Origin of the sequence: Enterobacter huaxiensis (assembly GCF_003594935.2) — a bacterium.
Classification (GTDB): Bacteria; Pseudomonadota; Gammaproteobacteria; order Enterobacterales; family Enterobacteriaceae; genus Enterobacter; species Enterobacter huaxiensis.
Map to the genome: position 1 here is coordinate 2,515,804 of NZ_CP043342.1, position 21,689 is coordinate 2,537,492.

A 21,689-nucleotide genomic window follows, 5' to 3' on the forward strand; every position below is an offset into this window, starting at 1 on the left:
GCGAGGATCGCTCCCCGCGGCGTTGTTTTACGCAATTAACAGCTGGTGGTTCGCCAGCAGCGTTGCCAGATCCGTCTGCACGCCGTTCAGCGTCACCAGGGTGGTCGGCGTGAACTGGCCGCCCGTCCCGTCCAGGTCAACCTGGATTTCGGTGTTGCTGCCGTTCTGCACCACGCGGATGTAGTCGGCAATGTTGCCCGCGCTGCTGTCCAGCGTCGCCACGCCGTTCACGTAGCTCGCCGAGCCGGTGCCGGTATAGCCGCTGTCGGAAAGCAGGTCGCGCAGATCGATACGGTCCGTATCCGCCGTCCCTTCCCAGGTGCCGACGGTAAAACCGTTGACCTGGTCGCTGCCGTTACCGCCGGTGGCATCCGAGGTGTTGATCAGCTTATAGAGCAACGTATCGTGGCCGCCGCTGCCAATGTTGAAGGTGTCGTTCCCGCCGCGGCCTTCGAACTGGTTATCACCGCTGTTGCCGGTAATGACGTCGTCGAAGTCGGAGCCGTTAATCCCTTCAATATTCAGCAGGCGCGTAGTACCGAAGCCGGTGTCCTGCGCGGTTGAAAGACGCAGGTCAACGGTAATGCCGGACGTCGCATTGCGGTAATCCACCACGTCCATGCCGCCGGTATTGCTCCAGGTGTCATAGTCGGAATGGGTATTCCAGCCGCCGGAGCCGTTATAGGTATAGGTGCCATCCTCTGCGATAAAGGTGTCGTTATACCCGGTACCGGTAATGGTTCCGCTGTGGCCGCCGGTGGCCGCTTCGGCGGTGAGGACATAGCCCTCTTTGCCGTTACCCGCGTCCAGGCCGGTCCATGTGACGTTATCCGACACGCCGTTAGTGATCTTCACGATCTCCGCCGAGTAGGTTTCGTTCGGATCCAGCCCGTAGAAACTCACCAGCGCAGAGGCATCGTTCGAACCAATACCGGACTGGGCGTTGATGATCTGCGAGGCCACCAGCACGCCCGCGGCGTTGTACAGATTGACCGTATTGCCGTAGTAGGCGTTGATGCCTTCGCTATCGACAATGTGCAGATGCATCGCGGTACCGTCGGCAACCTTCGCGTTGTTTTGCACCAGTACGACCTTACCGTTCTGCTGAGACACCAGCAGGTCTTTCGAACCATCCCAGTTGTAGTCGACGGCGGCCACGCCGGTAACGTTGACCAGGCCGGACGCCAGCTGGCTTGAGGTCCAGGTCGAGCCGTAACCGTTGTTGGTGAACACGGTTGCGGTCTGCGACGTTCCGTAGGTGCTGAGCTTGATGATGTCCATCTGCCCGTCACCGTTCCAGTCTACCGCCACCGACAGATAGCCCGCCGAGGCGTTAGAGGCCTCAACCGCGCTCTTGGTCGTGGACAACTGCCCTGCACCGTTGTTGTAGTAAATCACCCCGCCATTGTTGTTGTAGCTGGAGCCCAAATAGAGATCCATATAGCCATCGCCGTTAAAGTCCGCCCACGTCATAGAGGCCGCCGTGGTGGTATTCGAGGCGTTGGCCACAAACACGTTGGTCAGGTTCTGGCCGATAGACAGCGTGCCGTTGCCGTTATTGTTGATCACGGTTAACGAGTACGCGCCGCTGCGGTTGGTGTGCTGCACAATATCCACCGTACCGTCGTTGTTCAGGTCGACGCCGGAGATCTCACGCCCGGAGTCGAACTGGCCGTAGAATCCGCCTTCCCCGCCGGTGCCGTCCGGCGTCAGCACGCCGTTGGTGTTCACCAGATAGGTAAGGGAGTCCATACCGGCATCACCGTAGGCCAGGTCAAGATAGCCATCGCCCGTTTTGTCGTAAGCAATCACGCCGCCGTACCAGATTGTGGTCCCCATCGCCAGCTGGCTGGCGGTGTAGCTGCTGCCATCGTAGGTCCACATTACCTGCGTCGAGCCGGCATAGGTGTTCTCGGTTGCGAAGATATCCTGCGTGCCGTTACGGTCGAAGTCGGCAGCGGTCTGGCTCACCGCGTAATAGCTACGCGTGTTCGTCAGGGTATTTGCCGCATACGTCGAATCATCGCTGCTGGAATAGGATTGCCCGTTGGCAATGATATTCCACAGACCGCTGCTGTTCATGCCGATGGCCATAGTCGAGTTATTTGCATTACCCGCCGTGGTCGCCCAGTCGGTATTCACTGAGGTGGTGTCAATCACCAGGCTGCCGGTCGCCGTGCCCGTAGTATTACCGTTGCCCGCGCTGCTCTTCACCTGCGCCGTGACGTCGTAGTTCGCCACGCTCAGGGCATCGCTGTCCGGGATCTGCAGATACCAGGTGTTGTGATCCGGGTCGACCACCACCGCGCCGCCGGTCTGCGAGGTGTAAGTTTTACCGTTCACCGTCACCACCAGGTACTCCCCGTTTACCAGGTCCGCTGACACCGTGCCGTTAATAATCGGCGTGGTATCCGAGGTGGTCTGGGCGGTAATCGCCGCCGTGGTGGTCGGGATGCTGGTATCAACATTCAGCACAAACCCGTCGGATTCCGTGTAGTTCCCGGCCTTATCGGTCACGCGCAGAATGTAGGTGTGATTTCCGTCGAGCAGGCCATTGTCCTGGAAGGACCAGCTTGCGCTACCGTTCATCGTCACCTGACCGAGCAGAACGCCGTCGCGGTAAAGCTGCACAATCTCACCGTCGTCCGGCGCGCGGTTAAGCGTACCGTTGATCACCGGAGAGTCGTCGTCGGTAGCAACGGCGCTGCCAAAGGTGCCCGTGCGTTCGCCTTCACCGTCGGTATAGCTGACTACCGTGCCCACCGTGGATGGTGGCGTAGTATCGACCGTCACCACCTGCGACGAGGTAGAGCCGACGTTGCCTGCCTGGTCGATGATCCGCACCTGATAGGTGTAATCGCCGTCCGCCAGGTCACGCGTATCGGTATAGCTCCAGCGCTGGTTGGTAACCGTCGTATCGATCCAGCTATTGCCACCGTCAAGGCTTATCTGCACGCGCTCGTCGCTTGCCAGCGCGCTGCCCAGCGAGCCGTTAACGGTCAGCGTGGTGTCCATGGTGATGAAGTCACTGCTGGACTGCCCGGTATCTTCGCTGATGCTGTCAATGGTGATGCCGTACTGCGGCGCCTGTGTATCAACCGTCACCGCCTGCGAGGTAGTGGCCCCAACGTTGCCCGCCTGATCCACAACCCGAACCTGGTAGCTGTGGCTACCGTCAGTCAGGGTACGCGTATCGCTGTAGCTCCACTGGGTTCCGCTTACGGTGGCGTAAACCCAGGTGGTGCCGCCGTCCATGCTCACCTGCACATACTCGCCAGAACCAAGCTGAGCCCCGAGCGTCCCGTTGAGGGTGTACGAGGTCGAACTGGTCAGGAAGTCGTTGTTATCGAAGCCAGTATCAACGGTGATGTTATCAACGGTCACCGTAATTGCCGCATCCGGGGCAACCGTATCGACGGTCACCTGCTGATGGGCGCTGGATCCCACGTTGCCCGCCGCGTCCACTACGCGAACATAGTAGTCGTAGGTCTGGTTATCCAGCGTACGGCCGTCCACGTAGTACCAGCTGTTGCCGGTAACGTTCACGTTCTGCCAGGTCACGCCGCCGTCGATGCTGATCTGGGCATATTCGCCGTCGGCCAGCGTCGCGCCGAGCGAGCCGTGCAGCGTCAGCGACGTATCGTTAGTGATAAAGTCGCTGCCGCTCAGGCCGGTATCGTCGCTGATGCTGTCGATGGCGATCGTTTTGCTGGCATCCGGCGCCACGGTATCAATGGTCACCACCTGGCTTGTGGTGGCGCTGATATTCCCGGCGTTGTCAATGACGCGCAGCTGGTAGTTATAGTCCCCGTCGGCCAGCGTGCGGCCATCCACATACGTCCAGCTCAGGCCGCTGACGCTAACGTCAGTCCATGTGGCACCGCCGTCCAGGCTAATCTGCGCGTGGTCGCCGCTGCCCAGGGCCGCGCCGAGCGTCCCCTTCAGGCTGATCTGGTTGTCGCTGGTGATAAAGTCGTTGTTGAACAGACCGGTATCCTGGGTGACGGAATCCACGGTAATGGTGGTTGCCGCCGGTGCCGTCAGGTCAATCACCACGTCCTGGCTGTCCGTTGCCCCGACGTTGCCCGCGTTATCAATGACGCGCACCTGGTACTGGTACGTCCCGTCCGTCAGGGTACGCCCATCGGTGTAGCGCCATGAAGTGCCGGTCACGGTCAGGTCAATCCAGGTTGAACCACCGTCCAGGCTGATCTGCGCCTTCTCGTTATTGCCGAGCTGTGCCGACAGCGAACCGTTCACCACCACCTGGCCATCGTTAGTGATGAAATCACTCGCGCTGAGTCCAGTATCGTTTTGCAGGGAATCAATCGTAATTCCCATTGACGGCGGCGTCAGATCCACGGTCACGTTGTGATTGTCGCTGGCGCTGTTGCCGATGGCGTTGCTCACCTGGGCGTTAATCACGTACGCACCGCCGTCTGCCAGCGCGGTCACGTCTGCGCTGCCCAGGGTGTAGCTCCAGCTGCCGTCATTCTGCACGGTCGTTGTGTACGTTTTGCCGTTGAGCGTAATGGTCACCGTCTGGCCCGCAGGCGCGTCGGTGGTACCGCTGACGACCAGCGGCGTCCCGTGCTCTGCGGCGTTGACGATATCGTCCTGCGCAAAGGTGTTAATGGTGATGGTTGGGACATCGCCGTTCAGCGTCACGTCGTGCGTTGCGCTGCCCGGATTCCCCGCCTTATCGTTCACCGTCGCGGTGATGGTGTAGTCACCGTCGGTGAGGCCGAGGAAATCACGGCCCGGCACGAAGACTGACCACGAACCGTCTGCCGCCACGGTCGCCTGATAGCTGTGCCCGTTGAAGCCGACGGTTACCGTCTGGCCCTGTTCCGCCGTGGTGGTGCCGCTGATGGTCTGGCCCGCCAGCTGCTCGGCGTTGTTGACGATATCATCATCCGCCACGGTGCCGATGGTGACGGTTGGCGCCACGGTATCAACCGTTAGGGTGTGCGTGGTCTGGCCGTTGTTACCCGCCTTATCGTTGACCGACGCATTGACCGTCAGCGCACCTTCGCTGAGAGCGGCCAGGTCTGCCGCAGGGACGTTCAGCGTCCAGGTGCCGTCGTTTGCCACGACCGCCGTGTAGGTTTTGCCGCCCAGCGTCACGGTCACGGTTTGACCCGCTTCAGCGCTGGTCGAACCCTGCACGGTCAGCGGCAGCTGTGCTTCCGCCGCGTTCAGCACGTCGTCGCCCGACAGCGTATTGACGCTGATGACCGGCGCGGTGGTGTCCACGCTGATGCTGTGCGTCGCCGAGGCGCTGTTGCCCGCGCTGTCCTGCGCGGTAACAGAGACCTGATAGCTCGCGCCGTCGGCCAGTGCGCCCACGTCTGCCGCTGGTACCGTTGTGCTCCAGGAACCGTCGCTCTGAACGGTAGCCGTGTAGGTCTTGCCGTTCAGGGTCACGGTGACCTGGGTGCCGCTGGCGAACTGCGCGCTTGAGCCGTTAATCACCAGCGAGTTACCCGCTTCTGCCGCGTTGATCACGTCATCGCCGCTGAGGGTGTTGACGGTCAGCGCAACCGATGCGGTGTTGACCACCACGTCGTGGGTCTGAGTGCTGCTGTTGCCCGCGCTGTCGGTAATTGTCGCGCTAACGGTCACGGTGCCGTCGGTCAGGGCGGAAATCACGCTGGCCGGAACGCCTACGCTCCAGTAACCGCTGGCGTCAACGGTGGTGGTGTACTGGTTCGAACCGATGGTGATGACCAGCTTATCGCCGACGCTCGCGCCGGTTGCGGTACCGCTGACGATCTGCGCCTGCCCGTGCTCAACGCTGTTGATGACGTCATCGCCCGCCACGACGTTAAAGCTAACGGTCGGCGGCGTGGTATCGAGCGTAATCGCTTTGCCCGCACTGCCAGGGTTACCCGCGGCGTCGCTCACGCTAGCCTGTACGGTGTAGCCGTTGTCCGCCAGCGCGGACAGATCGGCCGCCGGAACGTTCACGCTCCAGACGCCGCCCTGCTGAACCTGCGCGGTATAGCTATTGCCGCCGAGGGTGACGGTCACCGTCTGGCCGACTTCAGCCGTGGTGGTGCCGGAAATGGCCACGCCCGCAGCCGCTTCGCTGCCGTTAATCACGTTGTCGCCTGCAACCGTATCAATGCTCACGGCTGGCGCGGTCGCATCCACGCTGTACTCGCGGCCCGCCGAGGCGCTGTTGCCGTTCACGTTGGTCACGCTGACCTGTACGCTGGCATCGCCGTCTTTCAGACCCGCCAGATCCGCGGACGGCACGGTAGCCGTCCAGTTGCCGTCGCCATCAACCTTCGCGGTGTAAGATTTGCCGCCAAAAGTGATGGTGACGGTCTGGTTCTCCTCAACGTTCGAGGTGCTGCCTGAGAGCACCAGATCCGCGCCTTTCTCCGCCGCGTTAATCACGTCGTCGGTGGCAATCGCATCGATGCTAATAGCCACTGCTGACAGATCGACGGTCACGTCATGGCTGATAGTGATCGGGTTGCCCGCGGTGCTCTGGCCTGCAACGGTGACGGTCACCGTGCCCGCAGCCAGGGCCCCGACGTCTGCCGCCGGGATCGCCGCGCTCCAGGTGCCGTCTGCCAGGACGGAGGCCGCATAGCTCTTGCCGTTAACGGTCACGGTGAGCGTGGTGCCTGCCGCCAGCCCGTCGCTTGAGCCGGTGACGATCAGGTTCTGTCCATGCTCGATGCTGTTGATCACGTCATCGCCCGCGACGGTATCCACGCGCAGGCCCGGCAGGTTGGCGTCGATAGCGATCTCGCGCTCGCCCGCGCCGGTGTTGCCGTGGCCGTTGGTGACGGTCGCTGACACGGTCAACTCACCGTTGCCCAGCGCGGTGAGGACGGATTCCGGCACGTTGACGGACCAGGTCAGATCGCTCTGCACCGTTGCGGTGTAGGTGTTGCCGCCAATCGATACGGTGACGGTATTGCCCGCTTCCGCGTTCGCTACTTTGCCGCTGATGGTCTGGCCTGCAGCCACTTCCGCCGCGTTGATGACGTTGTCACCGGCAACGGTGTTGATGGTCACGGTTGGCAGCGCGGTGTCGACCAGCAGGTTCGCGGTGTTGCTGATGCTGTTGCCCACGCCGTTGGTTGCCGTCGCGCTCAGGGTGTAGTTCGCTTCACCCAGGCCTGCCAGATCCGCCGCCGGAACCGTCAGGCTCCAGCTGCCGTCCGCCGCCGTGGTCGCGGTGTAGTTTTTACCGTTCAGGGTCACGGTCACCACGGTGCCTTCCGCCAGGTTGGCGCTGGTGCCAGTAACGTTCAGATCCTGGCCTTTTTCCACCGCGTTCAGCACGTTATCGCCGCTGATGGCGTTAAAGCCCACGGACGGCAGCCCGGTATCAACGGTAACGCTATGGGTGCCGGATCCGGTATTGCCTGCGGCGTCGGTAACGGACGCCGTAACCGTCACGGTGCCGTCCTGCAGCGCGGAAATCACGCTCGCCGGTACGCCCACGCTCCAGTTGCCCGCCGCGTCCAGCACGGTGGTGTACGTCTGCCCGCCAATAGTGACGGTGACCTTATCGCCCGCAGCCGCGCCGGTCGCGGAGCCGCTTACGATCTGCGCCTGCGCGTGTTCGGCCACGTTAATCACGTCGTCGCCCGCCACGGTGTTAATGGTCACCGCAGGAACGGTCACGTCCACCGTCAGGTTACGATCGACAGACGCCGGGTTACCCGCTTTATCGCTGACGCTTGCGGTCACGGTGACGCTGCCGTCGCCAAGCGCGGCCAGATCCGCGGCCGGAACGTTCAGCGTCCAGCTGCCGTCTGCGCCTGTGGTCGTGGTGTAGTCCTTGCCGTTCAGGCTCACGGTGACCGTCTGCCCCGCTTCCGCGGTGCTGGTGCCGGAAACCGTCAGGTCAGACTGCGCTTCCGCGGCGTTCAGGATATCGTCAGCCGCCAGGGTATTGATGGTCACGGACGGCGCGGTTGCATCCACGCTGTACTCGCGTCCCGCCGAGGCGCTGTTGCCGTTCACGTTGGTGACGCTCACCTGCACGCTGGCGTCGCCGTCCTTCAGGCCCGCCAGGTCGGCAGACGGCACGGTGTAGGTCCAGCTGCCGTCGTCATCCACGGTGGTGGTGTAAATCTTACCGCCGATGCTCAGGGTCACGGTCTGCCCGGCCTCCACGTTGGTGGTCGCACCGGACAGCACCAGATCCGCCCCTTTCTCCGCCGCGTTGATCACGTCGTCGATAGCGATGGCGTTAATGCTGATCGCCACGCTCGCCAGATCCACGGTCACGTCGTGGCTGATGGTGATTGGGTTGCCCGCTGAACTGTCCCCGGTGACGCTTATTTTCACGGTGCCTTCCGGCCACGCGCTCACGTCGGTGGACGGAACCGCCGCGCTCCAGGTACCGTCTGCCAGAACCGTCGCGGAATAGTCTTTCCCGTTCACGGTCACGGTCAGCACGGTGCCCGTCGTCATGCCGTCGCTGGAGCCGGTCACGATCAGGTTCTGACCGTGCTCGATGCTGTTGATTACGTCGTCACCCGCGACGGTGTCCACGCGCAGGCCCGGCAGGTTGGCGTCGATAGCGATCTCGCGCTCGCCGGAGCCGGTGTTGCCGTGGCCGTTGGTCACGGTGGCGGTCACGCTCAGGCCGCCGTTGCCCAGCGCGGTCAGCACGTCAGACGGCACGTTCACCGACCAGGTCAGATCGCTCTGCACCGTTGCGGTATAGGTGTTGCCGCCGATAGTCACGGTCACGGTATTGCCCGCTTCAGCATGGGCAACGGTACCGCTCAGGGTCTGGCCCGCAGCCACTTCGGCCGCGTTGATCACGTTATCGCCCGCCACGGTGTTAATGGTGACGGTTGGCAGCGCGGTGTCGACCAGCAGGTTCGCGGTGTTGCTGATGCTGTTGCCCACGCCGTTGGTCGCCGTTGCGCTCAGGGTGTAGTTTGCTTCACCCAGCGCAGTCAGATCCGCTGCCGGAACAGTCAGGCGCCACGAGCCGTCCGCGCCGGTTGTTGCCGTGTAGTTTTTACCGTTCAGGGTCACGGTCACCACGGTGCCTTCCGCCAGGTTGGCGCTGGTGCCGCTGACGTTCAGATCCTGACCTTTTTCCACCGCGTTCAGCACGTTGTCGCCGCTGAGGGTATCGAAGCCCACGGACGGCAGACCGGTATCAACGGTAACGCTATGGGTGCCGCTGCCGGTATTGCCTGCGGCGTCGGTCACTGACGCCGTGACGGTCACGGTGCCGTCCTGCAGCGCGGAAATCACGCTCGCCGGCACGCCCACGCTCCAGTTGCCCGCCGCGTCCAGCACGGTGGTGTACGTCTGTCCGCCAATGGTAACGGTGACCTTATCGCCCGCTGCCGCGCCGGTCGCGGAGCCGCTGATAATCTGCGCCTGATTGTGTTCAGCCACGTTAATGACGTCGTCGCCCGCCACGGTATTGATGGTCACCGCAGGAACGGTCACGTCTACCGTCAGGTTGTGGTCGATGGACGCCGGGTTACCCGCCTTGTCGCTCACGCTTGCGGTCACGGTGACGCTGCCGTCGCCGAGTGCAGCCAGATCGGCGGCCGGCACGTTCAGGGTCCAGGTGCCGTCAGCACCGACCGTCGTGGTGTAGTCCTTGCCGTTCAGCGACACGGTCACCGTCTGCCCCGCTTCCGCGGTGCTGGTGCCGGAAACCGTCAGGTCAGACTGCGCTTCCGTGGCGTTCAGGATATCGTCGGCCGCCAGGGTATTGATGGTCACGGACGGCGCGGTTGCATCCACGCTGTACTCGCGGCCCGCCGACGCGCTGTTGCCGTTCACGTTGGTGACGCTCACCTGCACGCTGGCGTCGCCGTCTTTCAGGCCCGCCAGATCTGCGGACGGCACGGTGTAGGTCCAGCTGCCGTCGTCATCCACGGTGGTGGTGTAAATCTTACCGCCGATGCTCAGGGTCACGGTCTGACCGGCCTCCACGTTAGTGGTTTCCCCGGACAGCACCAGATCCGCCCCTTTCTCCGCCGCGTTGATCACGTCGTCGATAGCGATGGCGTTAATGCTGATCGCCACGCTCGCCAGATCCACAGTCACGTCGTGGCTGATGGTGATTGGGTTGCCCGCCGCGCTGTCACCGGTGACGCTTATTTTCACGGTGCCTTCCGGCCACGCGCTCACGTCTGCCGCCGGAACCGCCGCGCTCCAGGTACCGTCTGCCAGAACCGTCGCGGAATAGTCTTTCCCGTTCACGGTCACGGTCAGCACGGTGCCCGTCGTCATGCCGTCGCTGGAGCCGGTCACGATCAGGTTCTGACCGTGCTCGATGGTGTTGATTACGTCGTCACCCGCGACGGTGTCCACGCGCAGGCCCGGCAGGTTGGCGTCGATAGCGATCTCGCGCTCGCCGGAGCCGGTGTTGCCGTGGCCGTTGGTCACGGTGGCGGTCACGCTCAGGCCGCCGTTGCCCAGCGCCGTCAGCACGTCAGACGGCACGTTCACCGACCAGGTCAGATCGCTCTGCACCGTTGCGGTATAGGTGTTGCCGCCGATAGTCACGGTCACGGTATTGCCCGCTTCGGCATTCGCCACGGTGCCGCTCAGGTTCTGGCCTGCAGCCACTTCGGCCGCATTGATCACGTTGTCGCCCGCCACGGTGTTGATGGTGACGGTTGGCAGCGCGGTGTCGACCAGCAGGTTCGCGGTGTTGCTCACGCTGTTGCCCACGCCGTTGGTTGCCGTCGCATTCAGGGTGTAGTTGGCCTGGCCGAGACCGGCCAGGTCCGCTGCCGGAACCGTCAGGCTCCAGCTGCCGTCCGCCGCCGTGGTCGCGGTGTAGTTTTTGCCGTTGAGGGTCACGGTCACCACGGTGCCTTCCGCCAGGTTGGCGCTGGTGCCAGTAACGTTCAGATCCTGGCCTTTTTCCACCGCGTTCAGCACGTTATCGCCGTTGAGGGTATCGAAGCCCACGGACGGCAGCCCGGTATCAACGGTAACGTTATGGGTGCCGGAGCCGGTGTTGCCCGCCGCATCGGTCACTGACGCCGTGACGGTCACGGTTCCATCCTGCAGAGCAGAGATGACGCTCGCCGGTACGCCCACGCTCCAGTTGCCCGCCGCGTCCAGCACGGTGGTGTACGTCTGGCCGCCAATGGTGACGGTAACCTTATCACCCGCCGCCGCGCCGGTTGCGGAGCCGCTGACGATCTGCGCCTGAGAATGTTCAGCCACGTTAATCACGTCGTCGCCCGCCACGGTGTTGATGGTCACCGCAGGAACGGTCACGTCTACCGTCAGGTTGTGGTCGATGGACGCCGGGTTACCGGCCTTGTCACTGACCGATGCCGTAATGGTCACGCTACCGTCGGTTAACCCCGCGAGGTCGGCCGCCGGAACGTCCAGCGTCCAGGAGCCGTTAGCGCCTACGGTTGTGGTGTAGTCTTTGCCGTTCAGGCTCACGGTGACCGTCTGCCCCGCTTCCGCGGTGCTGGTGCCGGAAACCGTCAGGTCAGACTGCGCTTCCGCGGCGTTCAGAATATCGTCGGTCGCCAGGGTATTGATGGTCACGGACGGCGCGGTCGCATCCACGCTGTACTCGCGGCCCGCCGACGCGCTGTTGCCGTTCACGTTGGTCACGCTCACCTGTACGCTGGCGTCGCCGTCTTTCAGGCCCGCCAGGTCGGCCGCCGGGACTGTCGCCGTCCAGTTGCCGTCGACGTCCACGGTCGCAGTGTAGCTCTTACCGCCAAAGGTGATGCTGACGGTCTGGTTTTCTTCCACGTTGATGGTGGTGCCGGACAGCACCAGATCCGCGCCTTTCTCCGCCGCGTTAATCACGTCATCGCTGGCAATGGCATCGATGCTGATAGCCACGGTGGCCAGATCTACAGTCACATCGTGGCTGATAGAGACCGGGTTACCCGCCGTGCTTTGCCCTTCAACGGTCACGGTCACGGTACCTGCGGCGAGCGCGCCGACGTCCGCTGCTGGGATCGCCGCACTCCAGGTGCCGTCTGCCAGTACGGTGGCAGTATAGGTTTTACCGTTCACGGACACGGTCAGCAGGCTACCTGCCGTCAGGCCGTCGCTGGTACCGGTCACGATGAGATTCTGCCCGTGCTCAATGCTGTTGATCACGTCATCGCCCGCGACGGTATCGACGCGCAGGCCCGGCAGGTTGGCGTCAATAGTGATATCACGCTCGCCGCTGCCGCTGTTGCCCACGCCGTTGGTTACGTTCGCGGTCACGGTCAGGTCGCCGTTACCCAGCGCAGTCAGGACCGATTCAGGAACATCGACGGACCAGGACAGATCGCTCTGCACCGTTGCGGTGTAGGTGTTGCCGCCAATGATAACCGTCACGGTGTTACCCGCTTCGGCATTGACCACCGTACCCGTAATGGTCTGGCCGGTAGCCAGCTCTGACGCGTTGATCACATCGTCGCCTGCGACGGTGTTGATGATGACGCCAGGCAGGAGCGACTCCACGTTCACAATGTGCGACGCGCTGGTGCTGTTGCCTACGCTATCCGTCGCCGATGCGGTCACGGTATACAGCGCTTCGCCCAGTTCGCCCACCTGTTCAGCCGGAACGGTAGTAGTCCACTGGCCGTTGCTGTCAACGGTAGCGCTGTAGGCTTTGCCGTTTAGCATCACGGTCACGATCGCGCCCGCCGCCAGTCCAGAGGCCGTACCGGTGATAGTCAGATCCTGCGTTTTCTCGGTGCTGTTAATGACATCATCACCGGAAACGGTGTCGATGGTCAGTACAGGCGCGGTCAGGTTCACTTCCACATCATGGGTCGCGCTATTGCTGTTGCCCGCTTTATCGGTCAACGCGGCGGTAATGGTGTAATCCCCCGCGGTCAACGCGCTGACGTCAGCCGCAGGTACGCCCACGCTCCAGTTTCCGGAAGCGTCCAGGGTCGCGGTGTAAGATTTGTTGTTAATGGTCACGGTGACCACATCGCCCGCTGCCGCACCGGTCACGGAGCCGGTCACGATCAGCGCCTGCGCATGCTCTGCGCTGTTGATCACATCATCATCAGAGACGACGTTGATCGTCAGCTGCGGAATCGTGGTATCAACCAGCACATCGCGATCCGCCGAGGCCGGGTTGCCCGCCTTATCGGAGACGGTCGCCGTCACGGTGTAATTTCCATCGACAATGTTGCCCAGATCCGCCGACGGTACGGTGACGCTCCAGCTGCCGTTCGCCTGCACGGTGGTGGTATAGTCCACGCCGTTCAAGGTCACCGTAACCGTCTGGCCCGCTTCGGCGTTGCTCACGCCGGTGATGTCCAGATCCTGCTGGGCTTCGGCCGCGTTGATGATGTTGTTGTCGCTGACGATCTCAATGGAAACCGTTGGCGCGGTGGCATCGACGCTGTATTCGCGCCCTGCCGAGGCGTTGTTACCGTTCACGTTGGTCACGCTGACCTGCACGCTGGCATCACCATCTTTCAGGGTAGCTAAATCAGCAGATGGGACGGTCGCCGTCCAGTTACCGCTGGCATCTACCGTCGCGGTGTAGGACTTTCCGCCGAAGGTGATGTAAACGGTCTGATTTTCTTCCACGTTGCTGGTTGAACCCGAAAGCACCAGGTCCGCGCCTTTTTCCGCCGCGTTCAGCACGTCATCGGTGGCAATGGCATCAATGCTGATAGCCACCGTCGCCAGATCCACCGTCACATCGTGGCCGATAGAGACCGGGTTACCCGCCGTGCTTTGCCCTTCAACGGTCACGGTGACCGTGCCCGCATTGAGCGCGCTGACGTCCGCTGCCGGTACCGCTGCCGTCCAGGTTCCGTCCGCCAGAACGGTTGCTGCGTAGGTTTTACCGTTGATGGTTACGGTCAGCGCAGAGCCTGTAGCCAGCCCCTCGCTCGAGCCGGTAACGATCAGGTTTTGCCCGTGCTCGATGCTGTTGATCACATCATCGCCCGCCACGGTATCCACGCGCAGGCCCGGCAGGTTGGCATCAATGGTGATGTCACGCTCGCCCGTGCCGGTGTTGCCGTGACCGTTGGTGACGCTGGCCGATACGGTCAGATCGCCGTTGCCGAGCGCCGTTAATACGTCAGACGGAACATTTACCGACCAGCTTAAATCGTCCTGAACCGTGGCGGTATAGGTGTTGCCGCCAACGTTAATAGTGACAGTGTCACCGCTTGCCGCACCGCTAACCTTCCCGCTCAGGGTCTGGCCTGCGGCCACTTCTGCTGCGTTGATAACGTCGTCGGTAGCAATAGCATTAAGGGTGACCACCGGCAGGGAGCTGTCGACCAGCACGCTGTGGCTGGTGTTTGCGCTGTTGCCCGCGGTATCGGTCACGCCCGCCGTGACGCTGTAGCTCGCTTCGCCCAGCGCGGAGACGTTTGCCGCCGGAACGGTCACGCTCCAGCTGCCGCTGGCGTCGGTGGTCGCGGTGTAGTTAATGCCGTTCAGGGTCACCGTGACGGTGGTGCCTTCCGGCTGGTTGCTGGTACCGGTGAGCAGCAGATCCTGACCCTTCTCGGTCGCGTTGATCACGTCATCGCCCGCAAGGGTGTTGATGGCAATCACCGGCGCCGTCAGGGAGACGTCCACGTCGTGCGTCGCGGTGGTGCTGTTGCCCGCCCTGTCGGTGAGGGTGGCAGAGATAGTGTGGTCACCGTTCGCCAGCGCGCCCACGTCTGCCGCCGGAATACCCATGCTCCAGTTGCCGGATGCATCCAGCATCGCGGTGTAATCTTTGCCGTTCAGGGTCACGGTGATGACGTCACCCGCCTGCGCGCCGCTCACGCTGCCGGAGACGATCAGCGCCTGGCCGTGTTCGGCGATGTTAATGATGTCGTCGCTTGCCACGACGTTGAAGCTAATCTGCGGCACGGTGGTGTCGACCAGCACAGAAGAACCCGCGCTTGCCGGGTTGCCCGCTTTGTCGGACACGGTCGCCGTTACCGCCGCGCTGCCGTCGGTGATGCCTGCCATATCGGCTGCCGGGACGTCGAGCGTCCAGGTGCCGTCCGCCTGCACCTGCGCGGTGTACTGGTTACCGTTGAAGGTCACGGTGACCGTCTGGCCAGCCTCAGCACTTGAGGTGCCGCTCAGGGTCAGGTCCTGCGCCGCTTCAGCCGCATTCAGCATATTGTCGCTGCTGACGGTATTGATGGTGACCGTCGGCGCGGTGGTATCGACGCTGAATTCCTGCGCGGAAGAGGCAGAATTGCCGTTCACGTTGGTCACGCTGACCTGCACGCTGGCGTCGCCGTCCTTCAGGACGGCCAGATCTGCCGCCGGAACGGTGGTTGTCCAGTCGCCGTTCGCGCCCACCGTAGTGGTGTAGGTTTTACCGCCAACGGTGACGGTCACGGTCTGGCCCGCCTCAACGTTGCTGGAAGTGCCGCTCAGCACCAGGTCCTGGCCTTTTTCCGCCGCGTTAAGCACGTTGTCAGCGGTGACGCTGTTGATGCTGATTGCCACCGCGGAGAGATCCACATCGACGACGGTGCCAATGGTGACCGGGTTGCCGGAGGTATCCTGCGCGCTGGCGCTGATGTTCAGCGAGCCGTCAGCCCACTGGGACACGTCTGCCGCAGGCACGACCGCCTGCCAGGTGCCGTCCGCCAGTATCGTTGCTGCGTAGTCTTTACCGTTGATGGTCACGGTAACGGTGCTGCCCGCGGCCAGGTCGGTGCTGGTGCCGGAGACAATCAGGTTCTGCGCATGTTCAATAACGTTAATGACGTCGTCGCCCGCGACGGTATCAATACGCAGGCCCGGCAGCTGGGCGTCAATGGTGAAGTCCAGCGACGACGAGCCGGTATTGCCGTGGCCGTTGGTCACGCTGGCCGATACGGTCAGATCGCCGTTGCCGAGCGCGGTTAACTGGCTTTCGCTTAACGGCAGGCTCCAGGTGAGATCGTTCTGTACGGTAACGGTATAGGTCTGGCCGCCAAGGATAATGGTGACGGTATCGCCCGCCGCCGCGTTGGCGACCTTACCGGTCAGGGTTTGCCCCGCCGTGACCTCCGCCGCGTTAACTATGTTATCGCCAGCCAGAGTATCAACGGTGACCACCGGCAGGGAGCTGTCGACCAGCACGCTGTGGCTGGTGTTCGCGCTGTTGCCTGCGGTATCGGTCACGCTGGCCGTCACGCTGTAGCTCGCTTCGCCCAGCGCGGAGACGTTTGCCGCCGGAACGGTCACGCTCCAGCTGCCGCTGGCGTCGGTGGTCGCGGTGTAGTTGATACCGTTGAGGGTCACGGTGACGGTGGTGCCTTCCGGCTGGTTGCTGGTACCGGAGAGCAGCAGATCCTGGCCCTTCTCGGTCGCGTTAATCACGTCGTCGCCCGCCAGGGTGTTGATGTCGATAACCGGTGCGGTAAGGGAGACGTCAATGTCATGCGTTGCGGTGGTGCTGTTGCCCGCTTTATCCGTGATGGATGCGCTCAGGGTGTAGTCACCGTTCGCCAGGGCGCCAACGTCAGAGGCTGGTACGCCGATGCTCCAGCTTCCGGAGCCGTCCAGCATTGCGGTGTAATCTTTGCCGTTCAGGGTCACGGTGATGACGTCACCCGCCTGCGCGCCGCTCACGCTGCCGGAGACAATCAGCGCCTGGCCGTGCTCGGCAATATTAATGATGTCGTCGCTTGCCACGACGTTGAAGCTGATTTGCGGCACGGTGGTGTCGACCAGCACAGAAGAACCCGCGCTTGCCGGGTTGCCCGCTTTGTCGGACACGGTCGCCGTGACCGCCGCGCTGCCGTCGGTGATGCCTGCCATATCGGCCGCCGGGACGTCGAGCGTCCAGCTGCCGTCCGCCTGCACCTGCGCGGAGTACTGTTTGCCGTTGAAGGTCACGGTGACCGTCTGGCCCGCTTCGGCGGTAGAGGTGCCGCTCAGGGTCAGATCCTGCGCCGCCTCCGCCGCGTTCAGCATATTGTCATTACTGATGGTGTTGATGGTCACCGTCGGCGCGGTGGTATCGACGCTGAATTCCTGCGCCGAAGACGCCGCGTTGCCGTTCACGTTGCTGACGTTTACCTGCACGCTGGCGTCGCCGTCCTTCAGGCCGCTCAGATCGGCAGCCGGTACGGTATAGGTCCAGTCACCGTTGGCATCCACCGTGGTGGTATACGTTTTACCCGCGAAGGTGATGGTTACGGTCTGGCCCGCCTCAACGTTGGAGGAGGTGCCGGAAAGCACCAGGTCCTGGCCTTTTTCCGCCGCGTTAAGCACGTTGTCGTCGGTCACGCTGCTGATGCTGATGGCTACCGGCGCGAGATCGACATCCACGACGGTACCAATGTTCACCGGGTTGCCGGAGGTATCCTGCGCGCTAGCGCTGATGTTCAGCGACCCGTCCGCCCACTGGGACACGTCCGCCGCCGGAACAGCGGCCTGCCAGGTGCCGTCCGCCAGTACCGTTGCCGAATAGGCTTTGCCGTTGATGGTCACGGTCACGGTGCTGCCCGCCGCCAGATCGGTGCTGGTGCCGGACACAATCAGGTTCTGCGCGTGTTCAATGACGTTAATCACGTCGTCACCCGCGACGGTGTCAATGCGCAGGCCCGGCAGCTGGGCGTCGATGGTGACGTCCAGTGATGACGAGCCGGTATTGCCGTGCGCGTTGGTCACGCTTGCCGATACGGTGAGATCGCCGTTGCCGAGCGCGGTTAGCTGGCTTTGGGTTAACGGCAGGCTCCAGGTGAGATCGTCCTGTACGGTAGCGGTGTATGTCTGGCCACCAAGCGTAATGGTGACAGTGTCACCTGCCGCTGCGTTAGCGACCTTCCCGGTCAGGGTTTGCCCTGCCGCCACTTCCGCCGCGTTAACGATATTGTCGCCCGCGAGGGTGTTGATGGTGACCACCGGCAGCGAGCTGTCCACCAGCACGTCATGCGAGGCTGAGGCGCTGTTGCCCACGCCGTCGGTCACGTTCGCCGTCACGGTGTAGCGGGCCTCACCCAGCGCGCTCACCGCAGACGCAGGTACGCTAACGCTCCAGCTGCCGCTGGCGTCGGTGGTGGCCGTGTAGTTGATGCCGTTGAGGCTCACGGTGATGGTCGTGCCTTCCGGCTGGTTGCTGGTACCGGAAAGCAGCAGGTCTTCACCTTTCTCGGCGGCGTTGATCACGTCGTCCGCCGCGAGGGTATTGATGCCCACTTCCGGCGTCACGGTGTTCACCACGACGTCCAGCGCGCTGCTGCCGGTGTTGCCGGACTGGTCAGTCACGGAGACGTTAATGGTCCAGGTGCCGTCCGTCAGGCTCTGAACGACGGACGCAGGCAGGCCGAGGCTCCAGTTGCCCGCGGCGTCCACCACGGTGGTGTAATCCACGCCGTTAAGGGTGATAGTCACCCGATCGCCCGCCGCCGCGCCGGTGACGGAGCCACTCAGGATCTGCGCCTGAGAATGGGCGAGCTGGTTAACGGTGTTGGTGTCGGTAACAAATTCGTTAATGGTCACCTGCGGCACGGTGGCATCTACCAGCCCAACGCGGTCCGCGCTGCTGCTGTTGCCCGCCACGTCGCTGACGGTGGCCGTCACGGTGACGGTGCCATCGGTCAGTGCGCCAACGTCGGCGGCAGGCACGTTCAGCGTCCAGGTCCCATCGGTCTGGACGGTGGTCTGGTAAGATTTACCGTTCAGCGTTACGGTGACCGTCTGGCCCGCTTCTGCCGTTGTGCTGCCGCTGAGCACCAGATCCTGCTGCGCTTCAGCCGCGTTGATGATGTTGTCATCGGTCAGGTTATCGAGCGTAATGGACGGCGGCTGCGTATCGACGGTCACCACGCGCGAGGCGTCGGCGCTGTTGCCGTTCACGTTGGTCACGCTGACGCTCACCTGCGCGCGCCCGTCGATCAGGGTTTCCATCGCGCTGGCCGGAACGTTCAGGCTCCAGGAGCCGTCCTGCTGCACCTGCGCGGTAAAGGTCTGGTCGGCAAATTTCACCACCACGGTCTGCCCGGCTTCGACGCCCTGCGTCTGGCCGGAGAGGATTAAGTCCGCGCCTTTTTCCGCCGCGTTCAGCATGTCATCGCTCGAAACGGTATCAATGGTGACCGCCACGGCGTTCAGATCCAGTTCGATAGGGTGCTCAGCAGAGACGGTGTTGCCCCACGCATCTTGCGCGCTGACGTTCACCGTCATGTCACCCGCCGTCCAGGCCTGGAGGTCAGATGCCGGAACACCAATCTGCCAGCTGCCGTTGGCGGTTACCACGGCGGCATAATCCACGCCATTGATGGTGACGGTAATCTGCGTGCCTTCGGCCAGATGGGTACTGGAACCGGTAACGGTCAGATCCTGCTGCTGTTCGATGGCGTTGATCACATCATCGCCAGAGATCGTATTAACGCGCAGGCCAGGCAGCTCGGCGTTGATATTGATATCACGCTCGCCGTTGCCGGTATTGCCGTGCCCATTGGTGACGGAGGCGCTGAAGGTCAAATCGCCGTCGCCAAACGCCTTGAGATCCGCTGATGGGATCGTCACGCTCCAGGTCAGATCGTTACCCACTGTGGCGGTATAGCTTTTGCCGCCAACGGAGATGGAAACGGTATCGCCCGCCGCCGCGCCGGTAACGCGCCCGGAGAGGGATTGATCAACCGCCACTTCCGCGTTGTTAACCAGGTTGTCGCCAGCAAAGGTGTTAATAATCACCTGTGGTAGCACGGTATCAACCAGCAGGTTTGCCTCGGCAGAACCGCTGTTGCCCACGCTGTCCGTGCCGCTGACGCTCACGGTGTAGAGGGTATTCGCCAGATTCAGCACGTCGGAAACCGGCACCTGAACGGACCAGATACCGTTTTCAACCGTGGCCTGATAGTTAACGTTGTTCAGCGTCACGGTGACGGCGCTGCCGTTTGGCAGATTACTGGTGCCGCTCAGGCTCAGCGGCTGCATCGCCTCCTGAGCATTCAGGACGTTATCCTGGCTGATGGCGTCAATCGTGAATTCCGGCGGGTTGCCGCTCAGCGTCACGCCGTGCGTCGCGCTGCCGGTATTGCCTGCGGCGTCGGTGACGGAGACAGAAATGCTGTGGCTGCCCTCGCCCAGCCCGCCGATGACGGAGGCAGGCACGCCGACGCTCCAGCTGCCGTCTGCAAGGACGACGCCGGTGAAGGTCTGGCCGCCGACGGTCACGGTGACCACGTCACCCGCCGCCGCGCCGTTCGCCTGGCCGGAGATGATCTGCGCCTGGCCCTGCTCGCTGGTGTTCAGAATATCGTCGCCCGCGACGGTGTTGATTGTCACAACGGGCGCGGCGGTATCAACGGTGAAATCAGCGGTCGTTGATGAGCCGTTACCCGCCTTGTCGCTGACATTCACGGTCAGCGAATGGCTGCCGTCGGCTAGCGCTTGTACCTCGTTGGCTGGCAGCGTGACGGACCAGGTGCCGTCGCTGCCGACCGTGGCGGTGTGGTTTTTGCCGTTGAGCGTCACCGTCACAATCTGGCCCGCTTCCGCGTCGGTTTTACCGGTCAGGGTCAGGGTCTGGTTGTGCTCAGCGGCATTGATGATGTTGTCCTGCGCGATAGTATCGACGGTCAGGGTAGGCGCAACGGTATCAACACCTATCGTCTGGCTGCCGCTCACGGTATTGCCCGCCGCGTCTTTGCCGCTGACGTTCACCGTCCAGGTCCCGTCAGCCAGCGCCTGCGCGTCTGCGGCAGGCACCTTCACGCTCCACGCGCCGTTTGCCCCCACCTCTGCGGAATAGGTTTTGCCGTTCAGCGTGACGGTAAGCGCTGTACCCTGCGCCAGGTTTTTACTCGCGCCGGACAGCGTAAAGCCTGCGGACTGCTCGCTGGCGTTGATCGCGTTATCGCCCGCCGTGGTGGCAAGCGTTATGCCGGCATCGGCCGTTGACACAGTCACGGTAATGCTGCCCGCAGACGTGGTTTTACTGCCGTCAATCTGCACGACGGACCAGGTATGCTCTCCGTCAGCCTGGGTCGGGAGTTTTACCGTCCAGGTTCCGTCTTTACCGACCATGGCGCTGGCGATGGTGCTGCCGCTGCTGTCTTTGACCTGAATGGTCGCGCCCGGCTGGCCGGTACCGCTGAAGGTTGGGGTGTTATCATCCGTGACCTCTTTTGCACTCAGCACACCCTGCTTGTCACCCGCCTTGTCCGTCAGCAAAAATGTTGGCGTCGCGCTTTCTACTTCTTTCGTATTATCGATAACTTTTGTTTTGGTTTCGCCATCACCGCCGTTAGCCAGCAGTGCGCCAATGGCACCGCCGCCCAGGGCCGCTCCCGCAATCCAGCCCCACGGCGCATCGCTTAAGACGCTTCCCTGCTCCAGGAAAGGCTCAATGCTGCTGATGGGTGCGGCCTGCGCGGTTAATTCTGTGGCGGCAACGCCTGACGCTTCTCCGGCATCGGCAAAAGAAATATGAGTCAGTTCCTGATTATCGTTGAAGACCAGTTCTGACTGGTTGTGGGTCTCAGGATCTTCGACAAAATAGTTATTGCAGCGGATCACGCTGCCATCTTTCATATAAATGAGGAGGTCTTTACCCTGGCGAACATAACGCACCACGTCCTGAGCAGAGCCCTGAATTTCAATCACGCTCGGGGATGAAATAGAGACCGACAGGTTACCCTCGCCGGTTAATTTCGTTTTCTCCGCCGTTTTGCGAATGATGACATCAACAACTTTTACATTACTCATATTATTCTCCTTGCAGGTGCACGGATTCCTGTGGATATGTCCACCAGATGGATGTAGCTATCCCT

1 protein-coding gene is annotated in these 21,689 nt (G+C 62.4%); it reads right to left on the reverse strand.

Annotated features, from left to right (window positions below; translation table 11 throughout):
• Nucleotides 1-27 precede the first annotated feature (27 nt).
• Entirely contained in the window at nucleotides 28-21,624 is a 21,597-nt protein-coding gene (locus tag D5067_RS12060) for an Ig-like domain-containing protein (RefSeq protein ID WP_243544812.1), read from the reverse strand.
• Nucleotides 21,625-21,689 lie beyond the last annotated feature (65 nt).

Coding starts and splice junctions, on each gene's coding strand:
- D5067_RS12060 (WP_243544812.1), bottom strand. CDS start 21,624: ATGAGTAATGTAAAAGTTGTTGATGTCATCATTCGCAAAACGGCGGAG.